The 18,834-nt window shown below is 69.8% G+C and carries 17 protein-coding genes and 1 tRNA gene; 12 read left to right on the top strand and 6 right to left on the bottom strand.

All coding sequences use genetic code 11. The features are described from left to right. Positions 1–69 precede the first annotated feature (69 nt). The gene (locus V6R91_RS01125; RefSeq protein ID WP_336393755.1) at positions 70–1,638 is read right to left on the bottom strand and encodes an amino acid permease; all 1,569 of its coding nucleotides are present in this window, start codon (positions 1,636–1,638) and stop codon (positions 70–72) included. Between the two features lie 186 nt (positions 1,639–1,824). Here V6R91_RS01125 and V6R91_RS01120 point away from each other — a divergent pair, with 186 nt between their 5' ends. The 6 genes from V6R91_RS01120 to V6R91_RS01095 all read left to right on the top strand — a co-directional run bounded on the left by V6R91_RS01120 (position 1,825) and on the right by V6R91_RS01095 (position 7,392). Next, a complete protein-coding gene (locus V6R91_RS01120; RefSeq protein ID WP_336393754.1) occupies positions 1,825–3,180 on the top strand; it encodes a glutamine synthetase family protein in 1,356 nt (451 codons plus the stop codon). Continuing rightward, the gene (locus V6R91_RS01115; RefSeq protein ID WP_336393753.1) at positions 3,161–3,928 is read left to right on the top strand and encodes a gamma-glutamyl-gamma-aminobutyrate hydrolase family protein; all 768 of its coding nucleotides are present in this window, start codon (positions 3,161–3,163) and stop codon (positions 3,926–3,928) included. Before V6R91_RS01120 ends, V6R91_RS01115 begins: the two co-directional genes overlap by 20 nt. Continuing rightward, the gene (locus V6R91_RS01110; protein ID WP_336393752.1) at positions 3,925–5,283 is read left to right on the top strand and encodes an aldehyde dehydrogenase family protein; all 1,359 of its coding nucleotides are present in this window, start codon (positions 3,925–3,927) and stop codon (positions 5,281–5,283) included. Before V6R91_RS01115 ends, V6R91_RS01110 begins: the two co-directional genes overlap by 4 nt. An 11-nt stretch (positions 5,284–5,294) precedes the next feature. Beyond that, positions 5,295–6,068, top strand: coding sequence for a 3-oxoacyl-ACP reductase (locus V6R91_RS01105; protein WP_336393751.1), 774 nt, complete (start codon positions 5,295–5,297; stop codon positions 6,066–6,068). A gap of 127 nt (positions 6,069–6,195) precedes the next feature. Next, entirely contained in the window at positions 6,196–6,912 is a 717-nt protein-coding gene (locus tag V6R91_RS01100; RefSeq protein WP_336393750.1) for a FadR/GntR family transcriptional regulator, read from the top strand. Between the two features lie 69 nt (positions 6,913–6,981). Next, positions 6,982–7,392 (top strand): dehydrogenase, encoded by a 411-nt coding sequence (locus V6R91_RS01095; protein ID WP_336393749.1) that lies wholly within the window; start codon positions 6,982–6,984, stop codon positions 7,390–7,392. A 497-nt stretch (positions 7,393–7,889) separates the two neighbouring features. On the opposite strand, the gene radA is transcribed toward V6R91_RS01095, so the two are convergent. The 3 genes from radA to V6R91_RS01080 all read right to left on the bottom strand — a co-directional run bounded on the left by radA (position 7,890) and on the right by V6R91_RS01080 (position 11,746). Next, positions 7,890–9,260, bottom strand: a complete 1,371-nt coding sequence (gene radA, locus V6R91_RS01090) for a DNA repair protein RadA (RefSeq protein WP_336393748.1) — start codon at positions 9,258–9,260, stop codon at positions 7,890–7,892. A gap of 54 nt (positions 9,261–9,314) precedes the next feature. Next, positions 9,315–10,268: an L-lactate dehydrogenase gene (locus V6R91_RS01085; RefSeq protein ID WP_336393747.1), complete on the bottom strand. Its 954-nt coding sequence runs from the start codon at positions 10,266–10,268 to the stop codon at positions 9,315–9,317. Between the two features lie 110 nt (positions 10,269–10,378). Beyond that, on the bottom strand, positions 10,379–11,746 hold the full coding sequence (locus V6R91_RS01080) for an MFS transporter (RefSeq protein WP_336395014.1): 1,368 nt from the start codon (positions 11,744–11,746) through the stop codon (positions 10,379–10,381). A gap of 145 nt (positions 11,747–11,891) precedes the next feature. Here V6R91_RS01080 and V6R91_RS01075 point away from each other — a divergent pair. Next, positions 11,892–11,982, top strand: a tRNA-Ser gene (locus V6R91_RS01075). A gap of 277 nt (positions 11,983–12,259) precedes the next feature. On the opposite strand, the gene V6R91_RS01070 is transcribed toward V6R91_RS01075, so the two are convergent. Together V6R91_RS01070 and V6R91_RS01065 are read right to left on the bottom strand one after the other, a co-directional pair. Beyond that, positions 12,260–12,364: a hypothetical protein gene (locus V6R91_RS01070; RefSeq protein WP_336395013.1), complete on the bottom strand. Its 105-nt coding sequence runs from the start codon at positions 12,362–12,364 to the stop codon at positions 12,260–12,262. A gap of 72 nt (positions 12,365–12,436) precedes the next feature. Further along, on the bottom strand, positions 12,437–13,075 hold the full coding sequence (locus V6R91_RS01065) for a TetR/AcrR family transcriptional regulator (RefSeq protein ID WP_336393746.1): 639 nt from the start codon (positions 13,073–13,075) through the stop codon (positions 12,437–12,439). A 125-nt stretch (positions 13,076–13,200) separates the two neighbouring features. Here V6R91_RS01065 and V6R91_RS01060 point away from each other — a divergent pair, with 125 nt between their 5' ends. The 5 genes from V6R91_RS01060 to eno all read left to right on the top strand — a co-directional run bounded on the left by V6R91_RS01060 (position 13,201) and on the right by eno (position 18,834). Beyond that, on the top strand, positions 13,201–14,181 hold the full coding sequence (locus tag V6R91_RS01060; RefSeq protein ID WP_336393745.1) for a fumarylacetoacetate hydrolase family protein: 981 nt from the start codon (positions 13,201–13,203) through the stop codon (positions 14,179–14,181). 33 nt (positions 14,182–14,214) lie between these two features. After that, positions 14,215–15,252 (top strand): VOC family protein, encoded by a 1,038-nt coding sequence (locus tag V6R91_RS01055; protein WP_336393744.1) that lies wholly within the window; start codon positions 14,215–14,217, stop codon positions 15,250–15,252. Between the two features lie 44 nt (positions 15,253–15,296). Beyond that, positions 15,297–16,457, top strand: a complete 1,161-nt coding sequence (locus V6R91_RS01050; RefSeq protein WP_336393743.1) for an FAD-dependent monooxygenase — start codon at positions 15,297–15,299, stop codon at positions 16,455–16,457. 87 nt (positions 16,458–16,544) lie between these two features. After that, a complete protein-coding gene (locus tag V6R91_RS01045) occupies positions 16,545–17,558 on the top strand; it encodes a phosphotransferase family protein (RefSeq protein ID WP_336393742.1) in 1,014 nt (337 codons plus the stop codon). Further along, positions 17,551–18,834, top strand: a complete 1,284-nt coding sequence (gene eno / locus V6R91_RS01040) for a phosphopyruvate hydratase (RefSeq protein WP_336393741.1) — start codon at positions 17,551–17,553, stop codon at positions 18,832–18,834. Before V6R91_RS01045 ends, eno begins: the two co-directional genes overlap by 8 nt.

Raw genomic sequence — 18,834 nt, 5'->3', positions numbered from 1 at the left:
ACAGCGCGAAGCGGGGCTCCCCCAGGACGCCCCGCTCCGCTTCCCCACACCAGGGTGTCAGCCGAACACCTAGGGCTTGTCGCCGAACACCTCGGACTCCATGGCGTCGTACCCCTCCGCCTGGGGGTCCCAGTGCTTGCCGCCGGAGAGGGCGTACTCCTCCTCCGGAGAGAGCACGAGACGGTGGCGGAAGTACAGGGCGAATCCGACGAGGATCACCACGTACACGATGGCGATCGCGACGATGGCGGGCCGGGCCGGCTCGTTGATGAAGAAGCCGAAGAAGATGAGCACCGACACGGCGCCGGCGATGACGGCGCCGGGGATGCCCCACGGACTGCGGTAGGGGCGGTGGGCGTCGGGGTACTTGCGGCGCAGGATCACGTACGACGCCATCTGGAGCGCGTAGGCGATGACCGCTCCCCAGATCGCGATGTTCAGCACGATCGCTCCTGCCACCCCGCCGGTGCCGCCGAGCGAGTCGACGAGCACGAGGGCGATGAAGCCGATCGCCGCACCGACCACCAGCGCGACCCACGGCGTCGCCCGCTTGCCGGTGAGCGACAGGAACTTCGGGTAGTAGCCGGCGCGCGACAGCGAGTACATGTTGCGGCCGTACGCGAACATGATGCCCTGCAGCGACGCGAGGAGCCCGATCAGGGCGAAGAGCGCCAGCACTGCGGCCAGCTCGTCGCCGACGATCGCGCGGAATCCGTCGAGCAGCGGCTCGCCGGCACTGCCGGTCGCCTCCGCACCCACGACACCGGTGTTCAGGAACAGCACGAGCAGGCCGGTGATGATCAGAGTCGTGCGGGCGATGAAGCCGGCACGGGGGATGTCGCGCTCCGGGTTGTGCGACTCCTCGGCCGCGAGCGGCAGCTCCTCGATGCCGAGGAAGAACCACATCGCGTACGGCAGAGCGAAGAGGATGGGGATCACGCCGTGCGGCAGGAAGGCGCTCTGTCCGGGATCGGGTGCGATGTCGAAGAGCTTGTCCCAGCTGAACTGGCCCGAGAAGAGCGCCATCGCCGAGAACACCAGGATGATGGCGATCGAGATGATCGACACGACGATCGCGAACTTGAACGAGATCGCCGCGCCGGCGGCGTTCAGCGCGATGAAGGCCGTGTAGAGGATGATCCACCACACCCACGTCGGCATCGAGAAGTTCAGCAGCTCACTGGTGATGGCATCGGCGTAGGACGCCGAGAAGTACACGATGACCGCGGTCGTCGCGACGTACTCGATCGTCTCGGCCGCACCGGTGACCAGGCCGCCCCACGGGCCCATCGCGGAGCGCGCGAACGAATACGCACCGCCGGTGTGCGGCATCGCGGCGGCCATCTCGCCGATCGAGAAGATCATGCCGTAGTACATGACGACGAGGATGGCGAAGGCGATGAGCATGCCGCCGAAGCCTGCGAAGCCGATGCCGAAGTTCCACCCCGAGAAGTCGCCCGAGATGACGGCGGCGACGGCGAGGCCCCACAGGCCCCAGACGCCGGCCGAGCGCTTCAGGGTGCGCTTCTGGAAATAGTCGTGACCTGCTCGCCTATAGGTCGCTCCTGCGACCTTCGACGAGCTTGCGGCGGCGGATGCCGGTGGCTTCGGGGTTGATGCACTGCTCGCTTGGGACATCGGTCCTCCAGTGATAGGCGAAGGGAGGCGCGCTCGGGTCGCGCGGCTTGCACTTGTCGCCGATTGTGGCGCTATTGGTGGGCTGTGTCTACCTTTGAATCCGATTTTCGTTAGAGTGAGCGCGTGCCCGCGGCCGGGCATGGTCGCGTGCGCGACTGGTCGCACGTCGGGACTTGAGGAGGACGGATGCCGGGCAACCTCACCGTCGAGCAGTTGAACGACGGGATCGCGAGCGGCGACATCGACACGGTGGTGGTCGCCTTCGCCGACGCGCAGGGGCGGCTGGTGGGCAAGCGCGTCTCAGCGCGGCTGTTCCAGGAGGAGGTGCTCCCCCACGGTGCGGAGGCCTGCAACTACCTGCTGTCCGTCGACGTCGACATGAACACCGTCGACGGCTACGCGATGTCGAGCTGGGAGACCGGCTACGGCGACATGATGCTGCGCCCCGACCCGTCGACGCTGCGCCTCATTCCGTGGCTGCCGGGCTCGGCGCTGGTGATGGCCGACCTCACCTGGGAGGGTGGCGACCCGGTCGTGCAGTCGCCGCGCGACATCCTCGACCGCCAGCGGCAGCGCCTCGCCGACCGCGGCCTCGTCGCCTACTCCGGCACCGAGCTGGAGTTCATCATCTTCGACGACACGTACCGCGATGCCTGGGCCAAGGGCTACCGCGGCCTCACGCCTGCGACCGACTACAACGTCGACTACGACCTGCTCGCCTCGGGCCGCCTGGAGCCGCTGCTGCGCGACATCCGCCTGTCGATGGACGGGGCCGGGCTCTACACCGAGGGCGTCAAGGGGGAGTGCAACCTCGGTCAGCAGGAGATCGCCTTCCGCTACGCCGAGGTGCTCGAGACCGCCGACCAGCACGCCATCTACAAGAACGGCGCCAAGGCCATCGCCGAGCACCACGGCAAGGCGCTGACGTTCATGGCCAAGTTCGACGAGCGCGAGGGCAACAGCTGCCACATCCACCTGTCGGTGCGCTCGGAGGCGGGAGAGCCCGTCATGGCCGGCGACGGGAGGCACGGCTTCAGTCCGCTGATGGAGCACTGGATCGCCGGCATCCTGGCCACCCTGCGCGAGTTCACGCTGCTGTACGCGCCCAACATCAACTCGTACAAGCGGTTCGCGAAGGGCTCGTTCGCCCCCACCGGGATCGCGTGGGGCCTCGACAACCGCACCTGCGCGCTGCGCGTGATCGGCCACGGCTCCTCGCTGCGGGTGGAGAACCGGGTCCCGGGCGGCGACGTGAACCCGTACCTCGGCATCGCGGCGATCATCGCGGGCGGCCTGCACGGCATCGAGCACGAGCTGCCGATGCCCGACGCGCTCACCGGCAACGCGTACACGTCCGGGGTCGACCACCTTCCGACGACGCTGCGCGAGGCCGCGCAGCTGTTCGACCAGTCGGCCATCGCGCGCGCCGCCTTCGGCGATGACATGGTCGAGCACTATCTGAACCAGGCGCGCATCGAGGTCGAGGCCTACGACGCCGCCGTGACCGACTGGGAGAGGGTGCGTGGCTTCGAACGCCTCTGAGAACCCCGTGATCGGCCTGACGACGTACCTCGAGCAGGCCACGCAGGGGGTGTGGGACGTGCGCGCGGCGTTCCTGCCGCAGGTGTACTTCGACTCGGTGACCGCCTCGGGCGGCATCGCGGTGCTGCTGCCCCCGCAGCACAGCAGCGCGACCGACGTGCGGGTGGAAGACGCTGCCGACGCCGTCCTGGACGGCCTCGACGGTCTCATCCTGACCGGCGGCCTCGACGTCCAGCCCGAGCTGTACGGCGCGGAGCGGCATCCGACCACTGACCCGGCGCGTCCGGATCGCGACGCGTGGGAGCTCGCGCTGTTCCGCGGGGCCGAAGCGCGACGGATGCCGGTGCTCGCGATCTGCCGTGGCCTCCAGCTGGTCAACGTGGCCCGTGGCGGGACGCTGCACCAGCACCTCCCGGAGGTGCTGGGCACCGAGCGGTACCGCGTCGGCGGAGGGGTCTTCGCCACCAACGAGGTCCACGTCGACGACGGCACCCGACTCGCGGCGCTCGTCGGCGCGGGACCGATGGACGTCCACAGCTACCACCACCAGGGCATCGACCGGCTCGGCGACGGCCTCGTGGTCACCGCGCGCACCGATGACGGGCTGGTCCAGGCGTTCGAGTCGGACGGCGACGGCTACGTCCTGGGGGTGCAGTGGCATCCCGAGCAGAACCAGGAGGACCGCCGGCTGTTCGCGGGGCTCGTGGCCGAGGCATCCGTCTACGCGTCCCGGGAGGTCCACGCATGAGTGGGACGTTCACGCTCGTCAACCCCGCGACCGGGCAGCCGATCCGCGAGATCGCCCGTGCCGACGAGGCGCAGACGGATGCCGCGATCGCGCGTGCCGTCGCCGCCCAGCGTTCGTGGGCGTCGCTGCCGCCCGTGGCGCGGGCCGACGCGCTGCGTGCGTTCGCTCGCACGGTGGAGGCCCATGTCGAGGAGCTCGCGCAGCTCGAAGTGCTGAATTCGGGGCATCCGATCGGTTCGGCGCGGTGGGAGGCGTCGCACGTCGCGCAGGTGCTGAACTTCTACGCCGGCGCGCCCGAGCGGCTCTCGGGCCAGCAGATCCCGGTCGCCGGGGGACTCGACGTGACGTTCCACGAGCCGTACGGCGTCGTCGGCATCATCGTGCCCTGGAACTTCCCGATGACGATCGCGTCGTGGGGGTTCGCCCCCGCGCTCGCCGCCGGGAACGCCGTCGTGCTCAAGCCCGCCGAGCTCACCCCGCTGACCGCGATCCGCCTCGGCGAGCTCGCGCTCGAGGCGGGGCTTCCGGCGGGGCTGTTCGAGGTGGTCACCGGCTCGGGCTCCGTGGTCGGTCAGCGCTTCGTGTCGCACCCGGACGTGCGCAAGGTGGTCTTCACCGGGTCGACGTCCGTCGGCGTCGAGGTCGCGGCCGGCTGCGCGCGCGAGCTGAAGCCGGTCACCCTCGAGCTCGGCGGCAAGAGCGCCAACATCGTGTTCGCCGACGCCGATCTCGAGAAGGCGGCCGCCAGCGCGCCGGGCGCGGTGTTCGACAATGCCGGCCAGGACTGCTGCGCCCGCAGCCGCATCCTCGTCGAGCGCTCCGCGTACGACCGGTTCCTCGAGCTGCTCGAGCCCGCGGTGAAGGCGTGGCGCGTGGGCGACCCGGGTGACGAGCGCACCGACATGGGGCCGCTGATCTCGGCATCCCACCGCTCCACCGTCGAAGGCTTCCTCGACGGCGCGGACGTCGCCTTCCGCGGGTCGGCGCCCGACGGCGACGGCTTCTGGTTCGCCCCGGCCGTCGTGCTCGCCGATCGCGGGGACCGCATCGCGCGCGAGGAGGTCTTCGGACCGGTGGTCGCGGTGCTGCCGTTCGACGACGAGGCCGACGCCGTGCGGCTCGCCAACGACACCATCTACGGGCTCGCCGGCTCGATCTGGACCGAGAACCTCGGCCGCGCCGTGCGCGTCTCGCGCGGGGTCAAGAGCGGCGTGCTGTCGGTCAACTCGCACTCCTCGGTGCGGTACTGGACGCCGTTCGGCGGCATGAAGGCGTCGGGCCTCGGCCGTGAACTCGGCCCCGACGCCGCCGAGCACTTCACCGAGACCAAGAACGTCTTCTTCGCGACGGACTGAGAGGGAACAGCATGGATCTGACGGCGAGGCTCAAGGACCGGGTCGCCATCATCACCGGCGGCGCGTCGGGCATCGGCCTGGCGACGGCGCGCCGGTTCGCGGCCGAGGGTGCGCGCGTCGTGATCGCGGATCTCGATCCCGAGTCCGGCGAGGCCGCCGCCGCTGAGGTGGACGGCGTCTTCCGCGGGGTGAACGTCGCCGACGAGGCCCAGGTGAACGCCGTCTTCGACGGCGTGGCCGCGGAGTTCGGCGGCATCGACATCGCCTTCAACAACGCCGGCATCTCACCGGCCGACGACGACTCGATCGAGACGACCGAGCTGCCCGCGTGGGACCGCGTGCAGGACGTCAACCTCAAGAGCGTCTACCTGTGCTCGCGTGCGGCCCTGCGGCACATGGTGCCGGCGGGCAGAGGCTCGATCATCAACACGGCGTCGTTCGTCGCGCTGCTGGGATCGGCCACGTCGCAGATCTCGTACACCGCCTCGAAGGGCGGCGTGCTGGCCCTGACCCGCGAGCTCGGCGTGCAGTTCGCGCGTCAGGGGATCCGCGTGAACGCGCTGTGCCCGGGACCGGTGAACACCCCGCTGCTGCAGGAGCTCTTCGCGAAGGACCCCGAGCGCGCGCAGCGCCGCCTCGTCCACGTGCCGATGGGCCGGTTCGCCGAGCCGGAGGAGCTCGCCGCCGCCGTCGCGTTCCTCGCCTCGGACGACGCCTCGTTCATCACAGCGACCGCGTTCGTCGTCGACGGCGGCATCACCAACGCCTACGTGACGCCGCTCTGAGGAGGCTTCCGATGCATCGCCCGTACCGTGTGCAGGACCGACCGGCCGAACCGAGGCGGAACTCGGCGTGTCGCGCGGGTTCGGCGGGATCCGTCCTGCGAACGGTACGGCGGAGAGGCGAGGGGCTGTGACCGACCCGCCGCTGCACGAGGTGCGCAAGGCCGTGTACCGGCCGGTGCGCGAGGGCAACGCCCTCGAGGACACGGTCGCGCGCATCGCGCAGACCATCCGGCTCGGCGTGGTGGCCCCCGGGGAGTCGCTGCCGTCGGAGCGTGAGCTCGCCGTTCTCTACGCCGTCAGCCGCGACACCGTCCGCGAGGCGATCCGCGAGCTCGCCGACACCGGCTATCTCGTGCGACGGCGCGGCCGCTACGGCGGCACGTTCGTCGCCGACCCCCTGCCGCAGCCCCCGCACCCGCGGGACGTGACCGCCGCCGAGTTCGAAGACGTCCTCGGGCTCCGGCGCGTGCTCGAGGCCGGCGCAGCCCGCGCCGCCGCCGGCCGGACGCTCGACGCGTCGGCGCGCGACGTGCTGTGGGCGAGGTACGAGGCCGTGGCCGAGGCATCCGCCACGGACTACCGCAGGCTCGACACGCTGCTGCACCTGACGATCGCCGAGCTCGCCGGCATTCCGTCGCTCGTCGCGCTCGCCGCCGAGAACCGCGCGAAGGTCAACGAGTGGCTCGACACCTTCCCGCTGCTGCCGCGCAACATCGAGCACTCCAACGCCCAGCACGAGCACATCGTGACCGCCATCCTCGCGGGGAGAGCGGATGCCGCGGAGGCGGCGATCCTCGAACACCTCGCCGGATCGGAGGCCCTGCTGCGGGGCTTCCTCGCTTGAGGTTCCTGCTCCGGTGGCCGCTGGGGCGGCGGAGCGGAAGGCCGTCCAGGCCGAAGCTACGCTGGAGGGGTGGCAGGCAAGAAGCGGGCGAAGAAGGCGAAGGAGCCGCTGGAGTTCCGCAACACCCAGCTGAGCGATGCGCTCCAGACGCAGGACATGGCGGCGGTCGCGTTCGCGCTGCGCCATGGTCCCACCGTCGTCCCGCTCATGCGTCCGGGGCAGCGCGACAACCCGCTCGACGTCGGCGAGGTGTGGACGTACCGCGACCCCGACACCGGCGACGTGGCCCTGCTGCTGTTCAGCGATGCCGCGCACAAGCCCGCGAGCCTGCCGCCCGGCGTCGCGCTGCAGTCGCCGGCATGGCTGCGCGCGTTCCTCGGCGCGCACGAGGCCGAGATCACCACGGTCTTCTTCGACATCGCCGGACCCCACCCGCTGCAGGCCTCACCCGCCGACCTCATCGCCGCGCTCGACGCCTGACGCGCCCCCCCAGTACCCAGCGTCCCCGGGTTTGGGGCGCGTCGCGCGCGTCTGGGGCGTGCCCCGTGCGCCCCGAACGACAGTGGTGCGCCCCAAACCCCCGGTGATCCGCCGGGGGACGCGCCCGCGCGACAGCGCCGGGCTTCATCGGTTTTGGGGCGCGTCGCGCGCGTCTGGGGCGTGCCCCGTGCGCCCCGAACGACAGCGGTGCGCCCCAAACCCCCGGTGATCCGCCGGGGACGCGCCCGCGCGACAGCAGACGGCAGCTCCGGGGGAGGGGTTTGCGTCGACGGGGATGAGCGGGCAGACTCGCCGGGTGGAATTCCTGCTCGTCGGAATCGTGTGCGCGGCCGGACTGGTGATCCCCATCGTGCTCGGGTACGCCGACCCTGGGCGTCGACGCCGGCCCCGGGGTCGCTGAGCCGACCGGCCGCACGCCGCGGGACCCGAGGACGTCTTCGCCCGGCAGGCTCCAGCGCTGAGGGGACCGGCCGAGCTCAGAACTCGGGGACGTCTTCGCCCGGCCGGCCCTTGGACCGAGTCCGCACGTCGCTGACGGCGCCACCCAGCGACCCCGAGCGGTGGTCGATCACGTCTCGGTACCCGAGACGCGCGCCTTCGCTGCGCCGTTGCGTCGCCTGGGTGACGGGCCGCACCTCGCCCGCCAGGCTCAGCTCGCCGACCACGGCGATATGGCGGGGAATCGTCCATCCTTCGACCGCGCTGGCCACGGCGAGCGCGATCGCGAGGTCGGCCGCCGGTTCGGCGAATCTCACTCCGCCGACCGTCGAGACGTACACGTCCTGATCCGAGGTCTTGATCTTCATCCGCTTCTCGAGCACCGCCAGCACGGTCGCCACGCGGGCGGCGTCGACCCCGTTCACGATGCGCCGCGGGTTGCCCGACTTGCTGTCGATCGTCAGCGCCTGCACCTCGACGGGCAGCGCGCGCCGGCCCTCCAAGGCGATCGAGACGCACGTGCCGGGCTCGGTGCTGCCGTGGCCGAGGAACAGGGCGCTGGGGTCGGGGACCTCGGCGATGCCCGCGCCGGTCATGTCGAAGCATCCGACCTCGTCCGTCGGGCCGAAGCGGTTCTTGAGCGCGCGTACGAACCGCAGCGACGTCTGCCGGTCGCCCTCGAACTGGCACACGACGTCGACCAGGTGCTCCAGGATGCGGGGCCCCGCGATCGAGCCGTCCTTGGTGACGTGGCCCACGATGATCGTCGGGATCCCGCGCTCCTTCGCGACGCGGATGAGCGTCGCCGCCACCTCGCGCACCTGCGACGGATGCCCCGCCATGCCCTCGGACAGGGCCGACGACACCGTCTGCACGGAGTCGACGATCAGCAGGTCGGGGGAGACGTCGTCGACGTGGCCGAGGATGGTCGCAAGGTCGGTCTCGCTCGCGAGGTACAGCTCGTCGTGGAGCGCCCCGGTGCGCTCGGCGCGCAGGCGCACCTGAGCCGTCGACTCCTCGGCGCTCGCGTAGAGCACGCGGCGCCCTTCGCGGGCGGACTGCGCCGCCACCTCGAGCAGCAGCGTCGACTTGCCGACGCCCGGCTCGCCGGAGAGCAGGATCGCAACACCCGGAACGAGGCCGCCGCCGAGCACCCGGTCGAACTCACCGACCCCGGTCGTGCGGCGCGGCGCGTCGGACGTGTCGATGCGGGTGATGGGCTGCGCCGCGCGCGCCGCGCCGGGCGAGACCGGTGTGATCGAGCGGAGGATGCCGGTCTGCTCGGCCGCCTCGACCACGGTGCCCCACTGCTGGCATTCGCCGCAGCGGCCCACCCACTTGATCGTCGTCCAGCCGCATTCGGTGCAGCGGTAGGGCGCGGTCTGCGTCGGGCGTCGGGCTGCGGGCATGGGCCCAGCGTAGGCGCCCGCGGGGACATCGCCGGCGCGCGTGGCCGGGGTTCGTCAGGCGCGCAGCGAGTCGGCCACCTTCTTGAGCGCATCGGCGGACGCGTGGAACAGCTCGAGCTCGCGGTCGTCGAACCTCGTCTCGCGGATCGGGACCGCGCCGGTCGCGCTCACCACCGATGGCACCGACAGAGCCACCCCGTCGACGCCGTGGAACCGGCTCAGCACCGTCGACACGGGCATGACCGCGCGCTCGTCGTTGAGGATCGCCTCGATGATGCGGGCGCTGGACAGGCCGATGGCGTAGTTCGTCGCACCCTTGCCCTGGATGACCTTGTAGGCGGCGTCGCGGACGTCGACGGCGATGCGGTCGAGCTCTTCGACGGTCATGCGGTCGCCGCGAGGGGTGACCCAATCCAGGATCGGCACGGTGCCGATCGTCGCCTTGGACCACAGCGGGAACTCGGTGTCGCCGTGCTCGCCGACGATGTAGGCGTGCACGCTCGAGGTGGAGACGCCGGCGCGCTCGGCGAGCTTCCACCGCAGGCGCGAGGTGTCGAGCACCGTGCCGGAGGCGAAGATGCGCTCGGGCGGCAGGCCGGTGTCCTCCTGCGCGAGCACGGTGAGCACGTCGCACGGATTGGTGACGATGACATAGATCGCGTTCGGGGCCGCCTCGAGCAGCTGCGGCATCATCTTCCGCATGATCCCGGCGTTCACGCCGGCGAGCTCGATGCGGGTCTGCCCCGGGTGCTGCTTGGCGCCGGCCGTGACGACAACGACGTGCGAGCCCTCGACGACCGACAGGTCGCTGCCTCCGACGATGTCGCTCGAGCCGGTGAACTGCGTCCCGTGGGCGAGGTCGAGCACCTCGGCCTCGACCTTCTCGGTCGCGATGTCGTAGAGCGCGACGTGCCGCGCGGACCCCCGGATCAGCGCCGCGTACGCCGCGCTGGACCCCACGCTGCCGGCTCCGACGATGGTGACTTTCGAGTTCTCGATCACAGCCATGCCGCCAGTCTGGCAGTGCGGGACGCGGTGCGGCCAGCGCCGGTGGCCGTGAGTATGGCGACGGCGAGCGGATGCCCCGGCCCGGCCGGGTCGCGGCATCCGCTCGCCCGTCACGCGGGCGGTGTGTCGGCGGCGGTCTCGGGATTGCGGATGCCGAGGAACGAGGTGATCCCGCCCGCGATCATGAGAGCGGCCGTGACGATCGCCGCGCGGTGGAAGCCGTCGAGGTCGAGCGCGCCGCCGACGATCGTGGCGAGCAGGGCGATCGCGATGAGGCCTGCGACGCGGGCGACGGCGTTGTTGACCGCGGACGCGATGCCGGAGCGCTCCGGTCCGATCGAGCCCAGGATCGCCGACGTCAGCGGCGCCACCGTGAGCGCCAGTCCCGCGCCCAGGACGACCATGCTCGGAAGCACCTGCCACCAGTAGGAGAAGTCAGTGCTCACGGTGAGCAGGAGCAGGGCGCCTGCGCCCATCATGATCGGGCCGACGGTCATGAACAAGCGCGGACCCCACCGGCCGCTGAGCGTGCCCACGCGGGAGCTGAAGACGATGAGGAGGATCGTCGTGGGCAGGCTCGCGAGCCCGGCGAGCGTGGCGGAGAGGCCGGCGCCCTCCTGCAGGTAGACCACCACGACCATGCCGTTGAGGGCGAGGGCGCCGTAGATGAACGTCGTCGCGATGTTGCCCGCCGAGAAGTTGCGGACCCGGAAGAGGTCCAGCGGCAGGATCGGGCTGCGCACCCGCCGCTGGCGCAGGATGAACAGCACGAACAGCACCGCGCCGAGCAGGAGCGGCACCCAGATCGCGGGAGAGGACCAGCCCAGGTGGGGCTGCTCGATGAGCGCGTAGACCATGCCGCCGAGGCCGAGGGTGCACAGGGCCGCGCCGAGCCAGTCGATCGAGGCATCCGGCTGCCGGGTGTCACGGAAGCCGCCCCGCGCGAGCAGCACCAGCGTCGCGCCGATCGGGAACACGTTGATGAGGAACGCCAGCCGCCACGACGCCAGGTCGACCAGGAGGCCTCCGATGAGGGGGCCGACGATCATCGCCGAGGTCGTCATCGCCGTCCAGATGCCGATGGCGCGGCCCTGCGCCCCGCCGGAGAAGTTCGACGTGATGAGCGCGAGAGAGCTCGGCACGAGGAACGCACCCGCGGCACCCTGCACTGCTCGCGCGACGATCAGGAACTCGGCCGTCGGCGCGGCCGCAATCGCGAGGGATGCCACGCCGAAGCCGATGAGCCCGATGCGGAGCACCAGCACGCGACCGTAGGCGTCGCTCACGGACCCCGCGACCAGGATCAGCGCGCCGAGGGTGATGAGGTAGGCGTCGACGACCCACTGCTGCGTCCGGAGGCCGCCGCCGAGCTCGTCGCTGATGGCGGGGAGGGCGACGTTGACGATGGTGCCGTCGAGGAAGGCCACGAAGGACCCGAGGATCGCGATCCACAGCACGAACCGCTGCGTCGTCGACATCGGATCGGTGACGGTCTGCTCGGCCCCGGATTGCTCGTGCGTCACGACCCCCACGCTAGACCCGCCCGGCGACACGGCGGTCGGTCCGCGCGACCCCGTGTGCGCGGATTCGCGGCATCCGTCCGCGTGTCGTAAGCTTGTCGGCGGTGACGTGTCCGAGCGGCCGAAGGTGCAACTCTCGAAAAGTTGTGTAGGGTAACCCCCTACCGTGGGTTCAAATCCCACCGTCACCGCCATTTTGGGCCAGATCGACTTCCTTCTCGGACAGTCTCGATCTGGCCCATTCCTTTTGGTTCGGTCTCGTTCCTTCTCGGATGTGGGCACCGCCGCGGTCAGGGGTCTTCCCGAGGCGACGAGAGACACTTAGAGCGACCGTTTCGAGCGGGAACGAGACCGACTCAGCCGCCGAGCAGTGCTACGAGCCGCCCGCGCCCGACGATGACGTCGACGCCATGAAGCGCTTCAACGGAGCCGTACCGCGCCCGGACCTCGCGCGCTTCAAGCATGGGGCGGTCATGCGGCTACCCAGTCGTCGCCGAGATAGGCGGCGATGACTCTGGGATCGCGGCCGACGGTGTCCGGGTCGCCCTGTGCCAGGAGACGCCCGGCGTCCAACACGACGACGCTCACTGGGATCGACTGGGCGCCAGGGCTCGGTCGCAGCTGCTTGCGGAGTCTCGCTAGTCGCCGTCAGCTCGCGCCGAGAAGGTAGTCGGCGACCGCGCGGGAGAGCTGTTCGAGGAAGACCTCGTCGGAGAGCGGACGAGGCGACTCGAAGTCCGAACCGTGCGTGATGCGCCGGGCCGTCATCGAGTAGAGCATCCGGAACGCGAAGTCGGCGGCCGTTTCGGGATCGGGATGCCGGAAGTCGTCTCGGCAGGCGAGCAGCGCGGCCTCGAACTGCTTGGCGACGCGCTGCGAGCCGTCGCGGCCGCGAACGAAGATCTCCGGGTCCTCGGGGCCGCGGCGCATGAACGCCCGGAGGATGCCGGCGTTCGCGAGCATCTGTGCCGATGTCTTGGTGACGACCTGCTCGATGTGTGCACGGGCTCCGCCGGGAGGCACGGAGGTCGGCGCGAGCCACACCTCCTCGCGGTCCATCCGGTCCATCTCCTGAGCGTGGATCGCGAGGAGCAGGGCTTCGCGGCTCGGGGCGCGTAGGTAGATCGATCCGACGGAGACACCGGCCCGTTTGCTTACCGCCTGGACGGTGAATCCGGGGAAGCCCTCCTCCTCGAGGATCTCCCGACCTGCCTGGAGCACGCGTGCGTAGGCCTCCTGGCTGCGCCGCTGCACCGGCTGGCGGATCTGGGAGTCGGTCTCAGACATCGGTTTCATCGTAGGCGTGCGCTCGAGGTGCTTGTCAGATCCGTGCTTGACAGCGTCGACATGGATGCTCACAATCTAACTAGAACACAGGTTCGTGTTCTAGTTCAATGAGGAACGAGGAAGCAGTGACCCCCACCGTTACCACCGCGGTCGCCCCCGGAGCATTCGGTCTCGGGACCTTCGCGGCCTCGGCTCAGACGTTCGTCGGGATGCTGCGCGATGGTCTCGTCTACGACACCCGCCCGTTCCTAGGACGGGACGCCACGATCCGCAGCCTCCTGCAGGACTGGGACGCCGCGATCGACACGCTCATCGAGGTTGCCCCGGCGCTCACGGGCGGAATTTCGCCCGACGCGCTGGAAGTGCTCCCTCCGGTGCAGCCGGTGGGTCAGATCCTGTGCGCGGGCGCGAACTATCGCGTCCACGTGGAGCAGATCGTGCAGAGCACGCTCCGCAATGCGGGTGACCCGCGCAGTGACGAGGAGTTGCACACCTTTGCGCTGGAGGCTGTTGAGCGACAGGCGCAGTCGGACCCGTTCATGTTCGTCGGGCTGCCCTCCGCCGTCTCCGGCGCCCACGACGACGTGATCCTCTGGACTCCCGGCGGCCAGCACGATTGGGAGCTCGAGCTCGGTGTCATCCTCAAGACGGCGGCGCATCGGATCTCGCCCGAAGAGTCGTTCGACCACATCGCGGGCTACGTGATGAGTAACGACATCACGGTGCGAGACGTGATGTCGCGTTCGAATGTGCCGTTGACCGACTTCGTCACCTCGAAGAACCGTCCGACCTACTTCCCGACAGGTCCGGTCATCCTGCCGTCTCGGTTCGTCTCGGACTACCGCCGGCTGAGGATCACACTGAAGGTCAATGGCGAGACGATGCAGGACGAACTGGTCGCCGACATCATCCACGGCGTCGAGAACTGCGTCAGCTATGCCTCGCACTCGGCGCGCCTGTCGGCCGGCGACATGATCCTGACCGGGTCACCGGCCGGCAACGCCGGCAAGCACGGCAACCGCTGGCTCCGGCCCGGTGACGTCATGGAGGCGAGCGTCACCGGCCTCGGCACTCAAGTCACGCGGTGCGTCGCACCGCCCCAGTAAGACCCCCATCATCGACGAAGGAGTCACCAGAAAATGTCAGAGATCCTGCTCTCGCAGCTCGCGCACGTCGAGCTGTTCAGCCCGAAGCCCGAAGAGACCGTCGCGTGGATGAAGGAGATCTTCGGCCTCGAAGAGACCACGCGCGAGGGTCAGTCCGTCTACCTCCGCGGCTGGGCGGAATGGCTGCATTCCAGCCTGATCGTCACCGAGGCCAAAGAGTCCGGTATCGGCCGCATCGGCTGGCGCACCTATGGGGCAGAAGACCCCGAGACGATCGCCAAGCGCCTGCAGGATAGCGAAGAGCACGTCGGCTGGGTCGACGACTGGACCGGCCACGGCCGCACCTACCAGTACCGCTCGGCGTTCGGCCGCCACCTTCACGAGGTGTTCTGGGATGTCGATCTGTACGAGGCGCCCGAAGACAAGAAGGACCACGCCGTTCCCAACCGCCCACAGAAGATCCCGACCAGCGGCGGATCCGCCGTGCGGTATCTCGACCACGTCACGATGCCTAGCGCGAACATGGGGGGCGACATCGAGTTCTACAAGAAGCTCGGCGCGCGCCACACCGCCGAGACCGAGGTCGAGCCCGGCTTCTCGGTGTTCTCGACCCTCACCTGCAACGGCATCCGCTCAACCCACGACATCGCGCTCGTCCCCGACTTCAGCGGCATGACCGGTCGCGGCCACCACATCGCCTTCCGCGTCGACCAGCGCGTCGACGTCGAGCGCATGGCCGAGATCGCAGTCTCACACGGCACCCCGATTGAGCTCGGCCCCGGCGTGCACGGCATCGATGAGATCACCTACCTCTACCTCCGCGAGCCGGGCGGCTTCCGTATGGAGGTCAACTCCGGCGGCTGGGTCAACAGCATGCCCGACTGGGAACCCAAGACCTACCAGGCCGCCGGCGGCAACCCGGGCCAGTCGATCTATCGCAACGTCACGATGCCCGAATCCTTCTACGAGGCGTGGCCGCTGCCGCCCAAGGAGGCCGCAGAGAAGGAGCAGGCGGCGGTCAACTCTGAAGAGCTTGCCAACTTCTTCCAGCAGAAGCCCCAGGGCGTCTGACCGCTGGCGCGAGACCCGTACCGCTGAAAGTTCAACCGAGATCGATGACGATCTCAGAGAAGGAGACCGCAATGGCTGCGGTGAAGAAGGTGGCGATCGCCGGCAGTGGCGTCGCCGCAATGGCGGCAGCGATCCAGCTGGCCAAGCTCGGCGTCGGTGTGGAGGTCTTCGAGAAGAAGCCCGAACTGTCTCCGCTGGGCTCGGGTATCACGCTGCAGGGCAATGCCTTGCGGGCGCTCGGCAAGCTCGGCGTCTGGAATCAGGTGCTGGAGCAGGGGTATCCGGCCGAAGGCCTGGTCATCAGGGCACCCGGCCCGGGCGCTCCGGTCGTCATGTCCCTGCCCGAAGCGAAGACGGGAGGCCCTGACTACCCGGCTTCGTTAAGGATGTATCGGCCGGATCTGACCCGCATCCTCTACGCGGCCGCTGTCGCGCAGGGTGTGACCTTTCACTTCGGCGCGGAGCTCACCGGTCTCGCGGACCGGGGGGAGCAGGTCGAGCTGAAAGTCAACGGCGAGCCGGCCGGGGCGTTCGACCTGCTCATCGGGGCCGATGGCCTCCACTCGACGGTGCGTGAGCTGATCGGCATCGACGTCCGACCCCAGCGGACGGGAATGGGCGCGTGGCGGGCTTTCGTGTCGCGGCCCTCCGAGGTCGTGTCCTCGGAGGTGATCTACGGCGGACCGGTCTACATCGCCGGCTACACGCCCACCAGCGAAGACGCGATGTACGCCTTCCTCGTCGAGCCGGCCCAGGATCGTTCTGCCCTTTCGGACGAGGAACACGCACGTCTCATGTACGAGACATCCCTGCCGTACGACGGGCCGTGGAACGCGATCCGGGCCGATCTGCTCAACTCGCCGCAGGTGAACTACACGTGGTTCACGTCGCACCTCGTCCCGGATGCCTGGAATCGGGGGCGGGTCGTGATCATCGGCGATGCGGCCCACAGCTGCCCCCCGACGATCGCCCAGGGGGCGGCGCAGGCCCTCGAGGACGCACTCGTCCTCACCGAAATCCTCGAGTCACACGACCGGCTGGACCAGGCGCTGTGGGATGAGTTCCACGCCCGTCGCCTCCCGCGAGCGGCCACCGTGGTCGAGGCCTCGGTGCAGGTGGGGCAGTGGCAGATCGACGGTGACCAGCACGCGGACATCGGTGGCCTCGTCTACGCGGTCGCACAGAAGATGGCGCTACCGGCGTGAGCCGGCGGCGCTCTACGAAGATTCGCGGGGCCGTCGGGCGGCGGCGGCCCCGCCAAACCATCGGATAGCGACTACGAGGAGATGACAGTGACGACAGCAGAGGCACCCCCGGGGGACGATCTCCGCGACGTCGCGCTGGCCGTGCTGCGGCATGCCGGACTGCTCGACGAGGAGCCCACGGTCCAACCCCTGGCCGGTGGAGTCTCGAACGACGTCGTCGTGGTGCGGACGGCGCAGAGCGCGTTCGTGGTGAAGCGCGCACTGCCGCGGCTGCGGGTCGCGGAGGTGTGGGAAGCGTCGGCGGAGCGCTCCTACACCGAGGCCGCGGCGCTGCGGTGGGCTCACGGCGTGGCCCCGGACGCCGTACCCGGCGTCATCGCCGTCGACCGCGAGCACAATGTGCTCGTCATCGAGCTCGCCTCCGCTGGATACGGCGACTGGAAGCAGCAGCTGCTGGCTGGCGACGTTCGAGCGGATGTCGGCACGCGGCTGGGCGCCGTCCTGGCCGCGTGGCAGGTGGCGTCGGCATCCGATCCCGCGATTCTCGCGGAGTTCGACGACCAGGAAGCGTTCGGCCAGCTGCGCGTGAAGCCCTTCTACGCGGTCGCGGCAGAGCGCAACCCCACGGCCGCGCCGGTCATCGCGACGCTGGTCGAGCGGATGGCCGGCACCCGCGTGGCTCTCGTGCACGGCGACTTCTCGCCCAAGAATGTTCTGGCCGAGCCGCCCGTCGGCGGCGGCCTCTGGGTGATCGACTGGGAGGTCGCCCACACCGGGGATCCGCTGTTCGACGTGGCGTTTCTCCTGCACCACCTGATCTGCAAGATCATCGTCCGGCCCGACCGCCGACACGAACTGATGGCTACGGCGGAGAGCTTCGTGCAGACCTATTCCGACCACACGCGGGCGGCCCTCGGCGCCCTCGACCATCGCTATCTGCTCGCCCACGCAGGAGCGCTTCTGCTGGCGCGGGTCGACGGCAAGTCGCCGGTCGACTACTTCTCTCCAGCGCAGTGCGACCGAGCTCGTGCGCTGGCCCTGAACGTGCTGCGCGAGGCTCCTGACGGACTCGCTGAATTCTGGAGGATGACGAGTGTCTGACGCGATCGAGACGATCACCGCCTTCGAGGCGCTGGACTCACGGGGCCGTCCCACGGTGGGCTGCACGGTCGTGACGCGGCAAGGTGCCCGCGGCCGTGCGATCGTGCCATCCGGCGCCTCCACCGGCTCCCACGAGGCGCGAGAGCTGCGCGACGGCGGCGACCGCTACGGCGGGTACGGCGTCCGGCGAGCAGTCGCCAACGCGGAAGGCGAGCTGCTCGAGGCGGTGCGCGGAATCGACGTCACTGACCAGGGTGCCGTCGACATCGCGCTCAGGGCGGCCGACGGTACGGCGGACGGCGGTCGGCTCGGAGCCAACGCGATCCTCGCGGTCTCGGTCGCCGCTGCGCAAGCAGCCGCGGCCTCCCGCGGCCTCCCGCTCTACGCCGCCGTCAGCGAAGGGCCTCGCACGCTCCCGATGCCGATGATCAACATCATCTCCGGCGGCGCGCACGCCGCTCGCGCGCTCGACGTCCAGGACTTCCTCGTCGTCCCCGTCGGTGCCTCGACGTTCGCCGAGGCGATCGAGACCGTCTCCCGTGTCCGCGCCGCCACCGGGGAAGTGCTGCGCGAGCGCGGTGCGACCTGGGCGCTCATCGCTGACGAGGGCGGCTACGGTCCGCAGCTGGCGTCGAACCGGGAGGCGCTCGAGGTGCTCTCGACGGCCTTCGAACGCGCCGGTCTCACCCCGGGTGATGACATCGCCATCGCCATCGACGTGGCCGCGACGCAGTTCCACTCCCCATCCGACGGCACCTACATCTGGGAGACCGAGGACCGCCGGATGCGTGCCGACGAGCTCGTCGAGGAACTCGCTGCCTGGTCAGCGGACTTCCCGATCGTCTCCATCGAAGACGCGCTCGCTGAGGACGACTGGGTCGGCTGGCGTACGGGGACGGAGCGGCTCAGCGGTATCCAGCTCCTCGGCGACGATCTTTTCGTGACGTCGCCCGATCGGCTACGCCGGGGCATCGACGAAGCGGTTGCCAACGCCGTGCTCGTCAAACCGAACCAGATCGGCACTCTGAGCGAGGCGCGCGAGGTCGTCGAGATTGCGCACGCCGCCGGCTACGCCACAGTGCTGTCGGCGCGTTCGGGGGAGACCGAGGACCATTGGCTGGCCGATCTCGCCATCGGATGGAACACCGGTCAGCTCAAGATCGGCTCCACGATGCGCTCCGAGCGCACGGCGAAGTGGAACCGCGTGCTCGAGATCGAGCGCGAGCTCGGCGACGACGTCGCCCTCGCCCGGCCCACATTCGGGACAGGCTCCTGA

The sequence above is a fragment of the Microbacterium sp. CCNWLW41 genome, assembly GCF_037083505.1.
Note: the sequence above shows the minus strand (reverse complement) of the source record. Positions and strands in the feature narration are given on the sequence as shown.

Bases quoted from the DNA above. Each gene is read 5' to 3' on its own strand.
- V6R91_RS01125 (WP_336393755.1), bottom strand. From the start codon at position 1,638: ATGTCCCAAGCGAGCAGTGCATCAACCCCGAAGCCACCGGCATCCGCC.
- V6R91_RS01080 (WP_336395014.1), bottom strand. From the start codon at position 11,746: ATGTCGACGACGCAGCGGTTCGTGCTGTGGATCGCGATCCTCGGGTCC.
- V6R91_RS01055 (WP_336393744.1), top strand. From the start codon at position 14,215: ATGTCAGAGATCCTGCTCTCGCAGCTCGCGCACGTCGAGCTGTTCAGC.
- V6R91_RS01085 (WP_336393747.1), bottom strand. From the start codon at position 10,268: ATGGCTGTGATCGAGAACTCGAAAGTCACCATCGTCGGAGCCGGCAGC.
- V6R91_RS01105 (WP_336393751.1), top strand. From the start codon at position 5,295: ATGGATCTGACGGCGAGGCTCAAGGACCGGGTCGCCATCATCACCGGC.
- V6R91_RS01050 (WP_336393743.1), top strand. From the start codon at position 15,297: ATGACGATCTCAGAGAAGGAGACCGCAATGGCTGCGGTGAAGAAGGTG.
- radA (WP_336393748.1), bottom strand. From the start codon at position 9,260: ATGCCCGCAGCCCGACGCCCGACGCAGACCGCGCCCTACCGCTGCACC.
- V6R91_RS01120 (WP_336393754.1), top strand. From the start codon at position 1,825: ATGCCGGGCAACCTCACCGTCGAGCAGTTGAACGACGGGATCGCGAGC.
- V6R91_RS01065 (WP_336393746.1), bottom strand. From the start codon at position 13,075: ATGTCTGAGACCGACTCCCAGATCCGCCAGCCGGTGCAGCGGCGCAGC.
- V6R91_RS01110 (WP_336393752.1), top strand. From the start codon at position 3,925: ATGAGTGGGACGTTCACGCTCGTCAACCCCGCGACCGGGCAGCCGATC.